Below are 12,329 nucleotides of genomic sequence, written 5' to 3'. Positions count from 1 at the left end.
GTCCCGATTGCTCCGAGGGTGTCGCTGATCCTGAGAATCGACATTCCTGAGCGTTTTGCCGGAGACCTTGCAGACCTGTGGGCCAAATGTACCGGGATCTGACGCGGTTCGGTCTTGCTGGGGTCGAGCGATATCGATCGCCGGCACAGCGGCGAGCGAGTGGGAATATGCTGTAATGTTTGCGGTTGTCTGACATCATGAAGTATCGCACCAGAAGGATGATGGCCGAGGCGGTGAAACAGGCGCGACGGTGACGCCAGTTCGACGCATGGGGTGCTGGCAATCGGGGCATTCGAAGGAATGGGCCTGTTGAGATTTTGTCGAATGGGATCGCTCGCCTATCGGTGATAGTTGGCCGAGGAGGCTTCTGCAGAGAGCGATACGATCGCGCCGGTGACAATTGGCGAGAAAGCCAAAATGGCGCATGCGGTGGAAGCCATCCGGAAGCACATGAAGGAGAAAGCGCCGGATGAACTCGTGGGGATGAAGACGCATGATCTTCTCACGGTCGCGACCGTTTCCACGATAATCCTTCCATCGGAAGGCGACATGGTCGTCATCGACATGGACGATGCGGCTGTTTGCGATGGCAACACGATGGGTGTAGCGGCCAAGATAGGCGAGCACTTGATCCGGACCACCGAATGGCGGCTTCGAATAGACCACCCATTCGATGCTGCGAGCGCGGGCAAGATGGCGGGCGAATGTCTTGTTATCGTTGAGATGAGCGAGTTCGTTGAAGAATTGCAGCTCGTCTTTGGCAAAGGCATCAGCGAGAGCTGTCAGGAAAAGCCGGCGAAACAGACGTGACAGCACGCGAACGGGCAGAAAGAAGCCCGATCGGCAATTGATCCACCTTGTTCGATCGGGTGAGAGGCCTCCACCCGGTACGACACAATGGACATGGGGATGGTGGGTCATGGCCTGGCCCCAGGTGTGGAGCACAGCGGTTACACCGATCTCTGCGCCCAGCCACTTGGGGTTAGCTGCGATGGTCTGCAGGGTCTCGGCCGAGATCCGCATCAATAATGCATAGACGACCGCCTTGTTCTGGAAGGCGATCTCAGCGACACCACGTGGCATCGTAAAGACCACATGGAAATAGGGGACCGGCAAGAGATCGGCGATGCGAGCATCGACCCATTCCTTGCGAGCAGCTCCCTGACACTTTGGGCAATGACGATTGCGGCAGGAGTTATAGGAGATGCGGGTTTTGCCGCACTTATCGCAGGCATTGACGTGACCGCCAAGCCTGGGTGTCCGGCAGGCTTCTATCGCTCCCATGACACGTCGTTCGCCGCGGCCAAGATGACCGGCGTTCTCGCGTCTGTAAGGGCCACCATGCCACCGAAAGATGTCGGCGACTTCGAAGGCGGGACGCAACCTGCTACGCTTCCGGCGGGGTCACCTCCAATCGCAAACGGTCAAGGGGACTGGCGGTCGACCTGATGGTGTCGGTGGACACCTGTGCATAATGCGCAGTGCTGGATAGATAGGCATGGCCAAGCAAGACCTGGATGATCCGGATATCGGTGCCATTCTCCAGAAGGTGCGTTGCAAAGGAATGCCGCAACGTATGGACGGTGACCCGCTTTGAAAGGCCAGTAGCGGCAACCGCTGAACGACAGGCGGCGTTCAAAACGGTCGGTTCGATCGGCCTGTCGGCATCGCGCCCTGGAAAAAGGAACCCGGTGGGTCGCGATAGACGCCAATAACTGCGTAAAATGCCCAGCAGCTCGTTTGACAGCATGACGTATCGGGCTTTGGCGCCTTTGCCATGACGAACATGGATCACCATCCGGGAACTGTCGATATCCTCGATCTTCAGACCACAGACCTCGCCGACCCTGAGGCCAGCGGCATAAGCTGTGGTCAGCGCTACACGCGCCTTGAGACTGGAGACGGCCTCAAGAAATTGGGCCACCTCGTCCGCCGACAGAACAACGGGGATCTTGCGGGGTTTGCGCGCGTATGGAATCCGCTCAGGGACATCGTCTTGGGCCAAGGTAATGCCATAGAAAAATCGGAGAGCACACACGATCTGATTTAACGATGCCCACGATATCCCCGTCGAGACAAGGTGAACCTGGAACGTGCGAATGTCGTCGAGATTAAGCCGATCAGGTGATCGGGAGAAATAGCGGCTGAACTTCCGGACTGCACTGATGTAGGATCTTTGGGTCGCCGGGGACAAATTGCGGATCGTCATGTCCTCAATCATCCGGCGGCGAAGAGGGCTTATCTCAGCCATCGGGGCCTCCTGTCTGAAGGGTGGGTTGCAACACAACCATCCTCTCAGTCAGGGCGCTCTCGTCAAAGCCCGCCGCAAATCGCCGCGATCAGCGGCTTAGTTCAATCACAGTGACGTCGAATCTTTTCAATCACTTAGGTGTTGCGGCGGACTCTTGTCTCGTCATGTCCGACCCGGAGACATAGGTGACAACGTCGTGCCGAACAGGTTGTCGATGGTTTGCTGCATGCTTGTTGCCAAATTAGACTTTCCGAGACTGGTCACCGCCGCCAGGAATGTTGGTCCCACTGTCGCGGACAGGTCGGTGTCTGAAGCCCGGCCGACAGCAAAAGACCGTCGCCGCCATTCACTGTAGAATTCGGATCGGACACATCTCGCGGGGCGGTCTGGTGGATCGCCCGCCAGGCAGGGGCACTGACCGGTTTCACAATATATGATGTGTATCGCGCTTCTCCGACCCGGTCGCAATGTTTCAATCCATGTTGCCCTATTGACGCCAGCGCTTTTCACCACAATAGGATCGGGGCGGAAAAACCTAGCAATCGCCAAACAGACGGCGACCGGAGTGATCGTGAGCGAACCAACCGTAGCAGATGCAACAAACCGGGTTTATGAATCGCTTCAGGCGAACAATGCCGATATCGACGTACATATCGCGGATCTGAAGGCAGCATTGACGCGAGCAGGCCTGAAAGAGGCCGTATTCGACCCTTCACGGCTCGTGCAGAACAATCGTTCAGGCAGAAAGCTGATGCAGGCCTACTTTCGCCAGCGCGGCGTAACGGTAAAATTCTCGGCGTCGTAAAGCTATGTGGTGCTGCCAGACGGGCGGGCTGAGATTTCACGCTCGCTGACCCCTGCCAGCCATCACGGCCGCATTGGCAAAGGCTAGGCCGCGCGCGCGGCTCGGCGGCTGTACTGGCGCGGTGTGCAGCCAATTTCCCTGCGGAATGCGAATACGAATGCGCTTTCGGAATCGTATCCGAGGTTGCTGGCTATGTTGGCTATAGTGTCCGGGGTGGTCAGCAGGCGGTCCGCTGCGAGCATCATTCGCCACTGCACGACATACTCCATCACCGATACTCCGACTTTCTCCTTGAACCGGAAAGCGAAGGCCGAGCGGGACATGCCGGCGCGCTCTGCGAGTTGCCGAACGCTCCATCTGTGGCCGGGCTGTTCGTGAATGGCGGTAACGGCTCGGTTAAGGCGCTTATCCGACAGGGCGAACAGCCAGCCTATGCCGATCTCTGCCTGTTGCGCGAGGTGCAGCCGCAAAACCTCGACCAACATCGTCTCGGCAAGGTATTCGGCAACGAGAACGCTTCCCGGTTGCGGATGCGTACGCATCCGAGCTGAACCGGATTGCGGATTTGAGTGATCGTGTGGATGCTCTGTCTATATAGACGGCAATATAGACGGTGCTTTCATGGACATCACAAGCGATCACTCGGGGCGTTTCAGCCGGATGGAGATTGTCGATAGCGGGCGTCGGCGGCGTTTCACGGATGAAGCGAAGCTGGCGATCGTGGCTGAGAGTTATGCTGGCCCGCGGCAGGTAACAGTCACGGCGCAGCGTCACGGGATCACGCGTTGGCAGTTGAATGCCTGGCGCAGGGCCGTGCGGGAAGGACGCCTTGTCCACCGCTCGACGAACGAGTTTGTTCCGGCGATTGTCGTTGCTGCCGAGCCTGTTTTTGCGAGCACGCCTCCTGCGGAAACTGTCGCGGTGCCGTCTCCCATCACCGACCGGGGTCGCATAGAGGTGGTGAGTGCGAACGGCCGGCGTGTGATCATGGGCCAGGATATCGATGTGGACGTTTTGCTACGGATCATGCGTGGTTTGGAGACATTGCGATGAATCCGTTTCCGATGGGGGCGGAGATCAAGGTGTGGCTGTCGACCGGACATACCGACATGCGGTGTGGCTTTCCATCCTTGGCCCTTCGGGTGCAGGAAGTTTTAAAGCATGATCCGCTGGGCGGTCATTTGTTCTGCTTCAGGGGCCGCCGCGGTGACCTGATAAAGTTGATCTGGCATGATGGCCAGGGCGCATGGCTGTTCACGAAAAAATTAGAACGCGGCCGGTTTATCTGGCCGAATGTGCAGGGTGGCGCGGTGGCGATCACACCGGCGCAGCTTTCCTATTTGCTCTCTGGAATTGACTGGCGAGCTCCTCAGGAAACTTGGCGTCCAACACGCGTTTGAGTTTCTTCATCATTGAATTTGTTGAAGAAATATGCTCTTATTCTGGCATGTCGTTACCACCGCTTTCCTTTCCTGACGATCTTGCCAGCGCCCACGCCGCGCTGCTGATAGAACGCGAGTCACGGTTGCGGGCCGAGGCGGAAGCCACCAGCGCCAAGGCAAAACTTTCCAGCATCGAGGCGCTCAACGCCCATCTGCAATTGCTGATCGCCAAGCTGGAACGCGACAAACATGGTCCAAGCCGGGAGCGCACCCAGCGGCTGATCGACCAGATGGAATTGCAGCTCGAGGAGCTGGTTGCCGATGCCACCGAGGACGAGCTCGCTTCAGAAGCGGCGGCGGCCAGAACCCAAGTCGTGCGTGCCTTCACCCGCAAGCGGCCAGTGCGCAAGCCTTGGCCAGAGACTATCGAGCGCGAGCGCGTCGTCATCGACGCGCCCAGTGCCTGCGATCACTGCGGCAGCGAACGCCTGTCGAAGCTCGGTGAGGACACCACCGAGACGCTGGAGGAGATCCCGCGCCGCTTCAAGGTCATCGAGACCGTGCGGGAGAAGTTCACGTGCCGGGACTGCGGCTGCATCAGCCAATCGCCCGCACCCTTCCATGCAACGCCACGTGGCTTTCTCGGCCCCAAGCTACTCGCCACCATCGTCTTCGACAAATTCTCTGAGCATCAGCCGCTCAACCGCCAGAGCCGTCGCTTTCGCAGTGAAGGGATCGATCTGTCCACCCAGACGCTTGCCGACCAGGTTGGCTACGTCAGCGCCGCCGTCACACCGCTGTTCGATCTCATTGAGACCCATGTGTTTGCGGCCGAGCGGTTGCACGGCGACGACACCACCATCCCGATCCTCGCCAAGGGCCAGTGCACGACGGGGCGCATATGGACCTACGTTTGCGACGACAGGCCGTTTGGTGGGCTATCACCGCCGGCGGCCGTCTTCTACGCCTCCAGTGATAGGCGGGGTGAGCATCCGCAACGACACCTGGCCGAGTTCACCGGTATCCTGCAGGCTGATTGCTACAATGGCTTCAATCCGCTCTTCGATCGGACCAAGAAACAGATCCCGGTGACGCCGGCCTTCTGTTTTGCCCACGCGCGCCGAAAGTTCTTCGAGTTGGCAGATGTCTCGCGAAGTGCCCGGCGGGGCAAAGGGGCAAAGCCTGTCTCTGCGACGGCGTTGGAGGCGGTCAAGCGTATCGATGCGCTGTTTGACATCGAGCGCGACATTAACGGCCAGAGCGCCGGTGAGCGACTTGCCGTGCGCCAGGAAATGAGCAAACCGCTGCTCGAAGAGCTGGAGACCTGGTTGCGGCAGGAGCGCGAAGGTTTGTCGCGATCCTCACCGGTGCTTGAGCCGATCAACTACATGCTGTCGCGCTGGCAGGACTTTGCCAGATACGCCGATGACGGCAGGATCTGCATGACGAACAACGCGGCGGAAAGAGCTCTGCGCGGCGTGGCGTGCGGAAGGAAAAACTGGAACTTCGCCGGGTCCGATCGCGGCGCAGACCGGGCTGCCATCATGCTGACCCTTATCACCACGGCCCGTCTCAACGATATCGATCCGAAGGCCTGGCTGGCGGACGTGCTGGCTCGCATCGCCGATCTGCCCGTCTCCCACCTGCACGAATTGTTGCCATGGGAATGGAAGAGGATCAAGGCGGCGGAGATTGCGGTTGCTGCGTAAATAACTGCCGGAAAAGCTCTTCCGATCGGCGTAGACCCTCATCCGTCAGCACCAGCGACTTCGACTTGTTCACCGGATCGCCAATCAAGCCTTTCTGATGCAACCGATCCGTCGTAGCCCAGTCAAAACCCTTCCAGGCGCAACGCTCGTTGTGAAGCGTCAGCCATAGCAGCGCCAGCACAGCATCGTCGATTTTGCCTTCGTCGATCTCCATCCCGCCATTTTACCACGCGCAAAAGCAAAAATCCTGCGGTTCACCTCGGATGGATACGCGGATGCCTCAGCAACGCCATCATCCGGTCCAGATAGGTTTTGAGGGCGTATCGATCCGCGCCATCACCGATATGCAGTATCTCGGGAAGGGCGTTGAGCAGATGGCTCGACAGCTCCTGCCTGAACGTGAAAATGGTACCGAACAGGCAACAGCTACCGCCGCCGCCGATTTGAAGCACGCGCCCGTTGAGGGGACCGTCCACCTCGTCATAGATGTTGCCCGGCTCGATTGCCGGGTCGCTTGCCAGGGAAAAACGGTGGCCGTGGGGCAGGGCGAAGAACTCTCCTTCCCTAAGCAGGATAGGGTCCGGTCCATCCGCAACGGAGAGCCAGCACTGGCCGGATACGATCGCGAAGCAGCGAAAGGCTGAATCCGCCGCGAAGGCGTAGGACCAGTTGCCGCCAAAATCCAACCCGCCCGACATATAGCCGCGCGTTTTCACCAGTGACAGCACGTCCGAGAGCGGATGGCTGGCCAGAATGGACGATCGCGATACTAATGTGGATTCCATGCCATAGAACCTACGGAGATCCCGGTCTAATTTCAACTCACGGAAATGGGAGCGAAAGACGCGAGTTTCCTCACGGGAGCAGCCGGCTGTATGCGAACGATGGCGGCAGGCTTTGGACTCGGAGCCAAGCGGCAAGGGCCTCACTCCTATGATGCCGGGGCGTGGTTGCACTAACGAACGGATTTCATGGATGACCCAACAATCGACTTTTCTGGTACTCGGCGCCACTGGCGGTACGGGCAAGCATTTCGTTTCCCTGGCTCTTGCGGGCGGCCACAGGGTGAGGGCACTGGCGAGGTCTCCGGAAAAGCTGGGCGTTGCAACTGCGAACCTCGAGGTGCGTCAGGGTTCGATCACGGATCCGATCGACACGGATGCCTTGGTGAGCGGGGTCGATTTCGTCATTTCGATGCTCGGCGATGTCAAGCTCCAGAGGACCGACAGGATCAATACCGCCTTCGTGAAAAGGCTTGTCCCCTCGATGCGGCGGCACGGCGTAAAGCGTTTTCTCTACCAGGCGGGAGGATTGAGCAGACCCTATAACGGGAGACTTTCTCCACTCTTCTGGACGATACGCAACACCTTGGCCCGCGCCTATATCGGTCAGCATGAAGACAACGAAGCGGTGATGCAATATCTTGCGACAGAGGCCAACGACATGGAGTGGATCGTTCATAGAGCGGGAATAGGTTCGGACGGTCCGTCGAAAGGCGTGCTCGAGCGGTCGGCATCCAGCTTCAGCGTAGCAACACACCGTGACTGCGCAAATTACAATTATAGGACAATCATGACGCCTGCGGCGATTCATACGTCTGATCTCAGCTGTTACGCCCGCAGCTAGGCTCAGTGGTCTCTGCAAGAGCGTCCGGATGCCATTACGGCAATGTTCGCGCCGGAAGGTCCGCGATGCATATCTACATGACCTCGGATGAGATCACGCCTCCTCCTTCAGCGCAGCGATGAGGGCGCGCAGGGCTGGTGGGGTCTGGCGGCGGCTGGGGTGGTAGAGATAGCAGCCCTGGAACGGCGGGCACCATGCATCGAGGACGCGGATCAGCCTGCCTGCGGCGATGTCGTCGGCGACGTCGTCTTCCATGACGTAGCCGAGGCCTGCGCCGGCGCGAACGGCTGCAGCGGCGAGGTCGCCATCGTTGACGACGAAGGATCCGGATGTCCTGATCTTGATCTCGCGTGCCCCTGACTGGAATTCCCATGGCAGGAGCCCGCCGGCGCTGGCAAGCCGGTAGCCTATGCAGTTGTGTCCTTCTAGGTCGCCCGGCACCTCGGGCTTCCTGTGGTTTTCGAAATATGACGGCGTGCCGACGACAACGGTCCTGAGATCCGGGCCGACGCGCACCGCAATCATGTCCTTCGCCACGGTTTCCCCGAACCGAATGCCGGCATCGAAACCGTCGGTGACGATATCCACCAGCCGGTCATTGATGTCGACCTCGACCTCGACATCGGGGTTGTCGAGAAGAAAGGTCGGGAGCTTCTGGCGGAGAATGGTCCGGGCCGGGTAGGAAAAGGTCGTCAGCCTGACCTTGCCCGACGGACTGTCGCGCCATTCGCCAAGCGCTTCCAGCCCGGCTTCTATCTGTGTAAAGGCCGGCTGGATGTGCTGCAGCAGCCGCTGTCCGGCATCGGTCGGCGCGACGCTGCGCGTCGTGCGCGCCAGCAGCCTGACCCCAAGCCGCTCTTCGAGCCCCCTGATCGCATGGCTGAGAGCCGAGGGCGAAATTCCCAGCGCTGCTGCTGCCCGCGTAAAACTGCGCTCACGCGCCACGGCGGCAAAGGCCATCAGATCATTCAGTTCGCCGCGTTCCATTGATGCAGTGTGCTCATAAGTTCATGCGGCGTGCAACGGATAATCGAGGTTTGCGGCGTGCTGTAGGGTGAGCGCAGCAAGACGTCAAACCGGAAGGATATTCCCATGGATCTCACCAGCTATCGCACGCTCGGACGTTCGGGCCTCATCGTCAGCCCTCTTGCGCTCGGCACCATGACATTCGGCGCCGGGCGCTGGGGTTCGGGCAGCAAGGCATCGCGCGAGCTTTTCGATACCTACATCGCTGCCGGCGGCAACTTCTTCGATACGGCGGATGTCTATTCCGGCGGGCGCAGCGAGGAGATGCTGGGGGAGTTTGTCGCGGAGGCGGGATTGCGCGACCGGGTGGTGATCGCAACGAAGTCGGGCTTTTCCCGGAGCCAGGGCACGCCTCTCCATGGCGGCAATGGTGCCAAGAACATCCGGCTCGGCATCGAGGGATCGCTGAGACGGCTGCAGACCGACTATATCGATATGTACTGGATCCATGTCTGGGATCGCACGACGCCTGCAGAAGAGGTGCTGCTTTCGCTGACAGATGCGGTCCGGAGCGGAAAGATCCTGCATTACGGTTTCTCGAACACGCCGGCCTGGTATGTCGCCAAGCTCGCGACGCTGGCTGCTGCCCATGGCCTGCCGGTGCCCATCGGCCTGCAATATGCCTATTCGCTCGTTGATCGCGGCGTCGAACTCGACATTCTTCCCGCGGCTGCCGAACTCGGAATGGACCTCGTGCCATGGAGCCCGCTTGCTGCGGGTCTGCTGACCGGCAAATACGGCCGCGACATGCTGAGCCGTGCCGGGCCGGCTGGGGCAATTCCGGACACCGCCGGCGATGGCGGCGAGGGCGAAAGCGATGGCCGCCTCAACGGTGACAATCCGTTCGGGGGGCTCCTGTTTACCGAGCAGAACTTCGCGGTGGTCGATGTGCTGACGGAGGTTGCGGCCGAACTGGGCCGGCCGATGGCGGCGGTCGCTCTCGCCTGGCTCATGCAGCGTCCGGGCGTTGGCTCCGTGCTCGTCGGGGCGAGCCGCGCCGGACAACTCACGGAAAACATAGCCTCGCTCGAGATCGTACTGACGGGGGATCACCTTCATCGCCTCGATTCGATCGGTGCGCCGCCGGCGTTCAACCCGTATTTCATCTTCGATCTGCCGAAAGAGGTGATTTTCGGCGGCACGACCGTGCGTTCCTGGGTGAGGCCCGCCTGAGCCGGAATCGGGGCCGGCAACCGGCCCCGATCAACGCCTGTGCCCGAAAGCAGCATAGATTCAGTATCGAATAGTCAATGCGTAGTGCGTTGCAGAAACGCCTTTATACTTTACAAGTAGTTTATATTATAATTAACGATTGTCCGATATTTTCTTGACAGTTGGTATTTCCAGCAGCAGCGAATCGGGGTCAAGAGTATGAAACTTTCTGTCGCAACGAAGCTTTTAGGCATATTTTCGGTGTCTGTGGCCATGACCGCCGGACTAGGTTTTTTTGCGGTTTATTCTCTCGATTCTATTCAAATGAAAAACCATGTCATCATTGAAAAGCGCATTCCGGGTTTCATTCTTCTTGGGCAGATGAATGCTGACATCGGCGATGTTCGCATTTATCAAAGCGCCGTACTGAACGCTCCAGCGGAGCAGCGCCAGAAGTTCTCAGATATACTGAAGACTGCAATCGATAAGGTCGAGAATGACATCCGCACCTATGAGCCGCTTCTGGTAGACAAGGAAGACATCGAGCTGTTTGCCACGCTGAAGCGCAACTGGAGCGCAGGCCTGCAGTCTTGGGGCGAAGTGGGCAATCTCGCAAAGAATGCCAAAGCGGATGAGGCGAGAGCGCTGTTCTATGGCAAGGCGCTCACCGACTATAGCTCGGCCGGCGACGCCGTTCAGGCAGCTGTCGATGACATCGCCATGAACACCAAGGACGAAGGCGCCGCTACGTTGCACACCATCTCCTTCGCGTCTGATGTCACCTACGCGTGCCTTGGGCTTGCTCTCCTTCTCGGCATTGCCTCTGCGCTCTTTGCCATAATGAACGTCTCGCGTCCGCTTGCCGGCATCAACACCTCGATGCGCAAGCTTTCGGAAGGCGACACGGATTCGGAAATTCCCTTTGCCCGCCGGGCCGATGAAATCGGCCAGATGGCCGGCGCGGTCGAAATCTTCCGTCAGGCAGCGATTTCCAACAATCGCCTGGAACGCGAGGCGGAAGACAACAGGCGGCAGGCTGAAATCGACCGGATCGAGGGTCAGCGCCGGGCTGAAGAAGAAGCGGCCGAACGTCTGCGCATCGCAACCTCGGGCCTTGCAGATGGTCTGAAGCGCCTCGCAGCAGGTGACCTGTCCTTCCAGCTAACGGAAGCATTTTCTCCGGATTTCGATGCCTTGCGCCACGACTTCAACCGGTCGGTCGAGCAGCTCGGCGGCGCCCTGTCGTCCATCACCACCAGCGTATCCAGCATGGGCAACGGCACTCGCGAGATTGCAGCCGGCGCCAACGATCTGTCGAAGCGGACGGAGCAACAGGCTGCCGCGATCGAGGAGACCGCTGCGGCCGTTGAGGAAATCACCGTCAACGTGGCTAACTCCGCCAAGCGCACCGAAGATGCACGCGACGTGGCGTCTCGCGCCAACGAGTCCGCTGGAAAGTCTGCTGAAGTCGTTTCGCGGGCCGAAGAGGCAATGGAGAAGATCGAGACTTCTTCGCAGCAGATTTCCAACATCATCGGCGTCATCGACGAAATCGCCTTCCAGACCAACCTGCTGGCATTGAATGCCGGCGTCGAGGCAGCCCGTGCCGGCGAGGCAGGCAAGGGGTTCGCCGTGGTAGCGCAGGAGGTTCGCGAGCTTGCCCAGCGTTCGGCGCAGGCAGCCAAGGAAATCAAGGGTCTAATCCATAGCTCTTCGTCCGAAGTCGCAAACGGCGTGAAGCTGGTGCGCGATGCCGGCGATGCCCTGAAAACCATCGGGCAGTTCATCGTCGAGATTAACGGCCACATGGACTCGATCGCCACGTCTGCAAAAGAGCAGGCCACCGGGCTCCACGAAGTCAATCAGGCCGTGAACTCGATGGACCAGACGACACAGCAGAATGCCGCGATGGTGGAGCAGTCGACCGCCGCGTCGAATACGCTCGCCAACGAGGCCAATACGCTTCTCGAACTCGTCAGCCAGTTCAAGCTCGAAGGTGTCAGGAATACACAGTCATCGGCGCTCAGGCAGACGGCGCAGGCCATGGCTGCTCCGGCGCGTCAGTCCCGCCCGGCGGCGCAGTTCGCCGCACCACGCAAGATGGCAGCAGGCGGCGGCAGTTCAGGCGCCAGCTGGGAAGAGTTCTAAGCGCATCGCATTTCTGTGAAGGGATTTCGGAACCGGACGGTGGAGCAGCGATCTGCTCCACCGTCCGGCACCCTTTAAGCCACCGGGTTGTTCTTCCCGTGATCAAGGCCGGCGCGCTCGCGAAGATTGCCTCTTGCTAAAATACATGTGTTTACAGCGTATTGACGCTCGCATATCGGAGCGTGTAGTCGGTTCGGACGATCCTCAATGCGTGGCTGCATTGCCGTCCG

The 12,329-nt window shown here is 59.5% G+C and carries 13 protein-coding genes; 7 read left to right on the top strand and 6 right to left on the bottom strand.

Annotated features, from left to right (window positions below; genetic code table 11):
* Positions 1-195: 195 nt before the first annotated feature.
* Both J5289_RS13690 and J5289_RS13685 read right to left on the bottom strand, forming a co-directional pair.
* On the bottom strand, positions 196-1,383 hold the full coding sequence (locus J5289_RS13690; protein WP_162854796.1) for an IS91 family transposase: 1,188 nt from the start codon (positions 1,381-1,383) through the stop codon (positions 196-198).
* A 4-nt stretch (positions 1,384-1,387) separates the two neighbouring features.
* Positions 1,388-2,251 carry a site-specific integrase gene (locus J5289_RS13685; protein ID WP_111220930.1) on the bottom strand — a complete coding sequence of 288 codons (864 nt, stop codon included), beginning with the start codon at positions 2,249-2,251 and terminating at the stop codon, positions 1,388-1,390.
* Positions 2,252-2,819: 568 nt separating this feature from the next.
* Here J5289_RS13685 and J5289_RS13680 point away from each other — a divergent pair.
* Positions 2,820-3,056, top strand: a complete 237-nt coding sequence (locus tag J5289_RS13680) for a hypothetical protein (protein WP_111223012.1) — start codon at positions 2,820-2,822, stop codon at positions 3,054-3,056.
* Positions 3,057-3,139: 83 nt separating this feature from the next.
* On the opposite strand, the gene J5289_RS13675 is transcribed toward J5289_RS13680, so the two are convergent.
* Positions 3,140-3,598, bottom strand: coding sequence for an AraC family transcriptional regulator (locus J5289_RS13675; protein WP_209206511.1), 459 nt, complete (start codon positions 3,596-3,598; stop codon positions 3,140-3,142).
* A gap of 79 nt (positions 3,599-3,677) precedes the next feature.
* On the opposite strand from J5289_RS13675, the gene J5289_RS13670 reads away from it, so the two are divergent.
* Genes J5289_RS13670 through J5289_RS13660 form a run of 3 tightly spaced genes read left to right on the top strand, consistent with a single transcriptional unit; the run spans position 3,678 to position 6,147 of the window.
* Complete coding sequence (locus J5289_RS13670) at positions 3,678-4,109, top strand: transposase (RefSeq protein WP_142832636.1); 432 nt, start codon at positions 3,678-3,680, stop codon at positions 4,107-4,109.
* Positions 4,106-4,456, top strand: a complete 351-nt coding sequence (tnpB, locus tag J5289_RS13665) for an IS66 family insertion sequence element accessory protein TnpB (protein WP_219276557.1) — start codon at positions 4,106-4,108, stop codon at positions 4,454-4,456. The genes J5289_RS13670 and tnpB overlap by 4 nt, the downstream gene beginning before the upstream one ends.
* Positions 4,457-4,503: 47 nt before the next feature.
* The gene (locus J5289_RS13660; RefSeq protein WP_219276556.1) at positions 4,504-6,147 is read left to right on the top strand and encodes an IS66 family transposase; all 1,644 of its coding nucleotides are present in this window, start codon (positions 4,504-4,506) and stop codon (positions 6,145-6,147) included.
* Here J5289_RS13660 and J5289_RS13655 read toward each other — a convergent pair.
* Complete coding sequence (locus J5289_RS13655; RefSeq protein WP_142832635.1) at positions 6,116-6,361, bottom strand: DUF6429 family protein; 246 nt, start codon at positions 6,359-6,361, stop codon at positions 6,116-6,118. The two genes, J5289_RS13660 and J5289_RS13655, sit on opposite strands and share 32 nt — an antisense overlap.
* A gap of 40 nt (positions 6,362-6,401) precedes the next feature.
* Positions 6,402-7,067 (bottom strand): cupin domain-containing protein, encoded by a 666-nt coding sequence (locus J5289_RS13650; RefSeq protein WP_209206512.1) that lies wholly within the window; start codon positions 7,065-7,067, stop codon positions 6,402-6,404.
* Positions 7,068-7,122: 55 nt separating this feature from the next.
* On the opposite strand from J5289_RS13650, the gene J5289_RS13645 reads away from it, so the two are divergent.
* Complete coding sequence (locus J5289_RS13645; protein WP_209184252.1) at positions 7,123-7,773, top strand: NAD(P)-dependent oxidoreductase; 651 nt, start codon at positions 7,123-7,125, stop codon at positions 7,771-7,773.
* Positions 7,774-7,866: 93 nt separating this feature from the next.
* Here the strand turns inward: J5289_RS13645 and J5289_RS13640 are convergent, their stop codons facing one another.
* Positions 7,867-8,760, bottom strand: coding sequence for a LysR family transcriptional regulator (locus J5289_RS13640; RefSeq protein WP_209184250.1), 894 nt, complete (start codon positions 8,758-8,760; stop codon positions 7,867-7,869).
* A gap of 105 nt (positions 8,761-8,865) precedes the next feature.
* Between J5289_RS13640 and J5289_RS13635 the strand changes: the two genes are divergently transcribed.
* Both J5289_RS13635 and J5289_RS13630 read left to right on the top strand, forming a co-directional pair.
* Positions 8,866-9,972 (top strand): aldo/keto reductase, encoded by a 1,107-nt coding sequence (locus J5289_RS13635; protein ID WP_209184248.1) that lies wholly within the window; start codon positions 8,866-8,868, stop codon positions 9,970-9,972.
* 198 nt (positions 9,973-10,170) lie between these two features.
* Positions 10,171-12,099 (top strand): methyl-accepting chemotaxis protein, encoded by a 1,929-nt coding sequence (locus J5289_RS13630; RefSeq protein WP_209184246.1) that lies wholly within the window; start codon positions 10,171-10,173, stop codon positions 12,097-12,099.
* The last annotated feature ends 230 nt before the right edge of the window (positions 12,100-12,329 follow it).

Source organism: Rhizobium sp. B230/85 (assembly GCF_019355735.1).
Taxonomy (GTDB): Bacteria; Pseudomonadota; Alphaproteobacteria; order Rhizobiales; family Rhizobiaceae; genus Rhizobium; species Rhizobium rhododendri.
Note: the sequence above shows the minus strand (reverse complement) of the source record. Positions and strands in the feature narration are given on the sequence as shown.

What these genes read in the sequence shown, in the direction of transcription:
- J5289_RS13645 (WP_209184252.1), top strand. Translation starts at nt 7,123, where the DNA reads ATGACCCAACAATCGACTTTTCTGGTACTCGGCGCCACTGGCGGTACG.
- J5289_RS13685 (WP_111220930.1), bottom strand. Translation starts at nt 2,251, where the DNA reads ATGGCTGAGATAAGCCCTCTTCGCCGCCGGATGATTGAGGACATGACG.
- tnpB (WP_219276557.1), top strand. Translation starts at nt 4,106, where the DNA reads ATGAATCCGTTTCCGATGGGGGCGGAGATCAAGGTGTGGCTGTCGACC.
- J5289_RS13630 (WP_209184246.1), top strand. Translation starts at nt 10,171, where the DNA reads ATGAAACTTTCTGTCGCAACGAAGCTTTTAGGCATATTTTCGGTGTCT.
- J5289_RS13635 (WP_209184248.1), top strand. Translation starts at nt 8,866, where the DNA reads ATGGATCTCACCAGCTATCGCACGCTCGGACGTTCGGGCCTCATCGTC.
- J5289_RS13655 (WP_142832635.1), bottom strand. Translation starts at nt 6,361, where the DNA reads ATGGAGATCGACGAAGGCAAAATCGACGATGCTGTGCTGGCGCTGCTA.
- J5289_RS13670 (WP_142832636.1), top strand. Translation starts at nt 3,678, where the DNA reads ATGGACATCACAAGCGATCACTCGGGGCGTTTCAGCCGGATGGAGATT.
- J5289_RS13640 (WP_209184250.1), bottom strand. Translation starts at nt 8,760, where the DNA reads ATGGAACGCGGCGAACTGAATGATCTGATGGCCTTTGCCGCCGTGGCG.
- J5289_RS13675 (WP_209206511.1), bottom strand. Translation starts at nt 3,598, where the DNA reads ATGCGTACGCATCCGCAACCGGGAAGCGTTCTCGTTGCCGAATACCTT.
- J5289_RS13660 (WP_219276556.1), top strand. Translation starts at nt 4,504, where the DNA reads ATGTCGTTACCACCGCTTTCCTTTCCTGACGATCTTGCCAGCGCCCAC.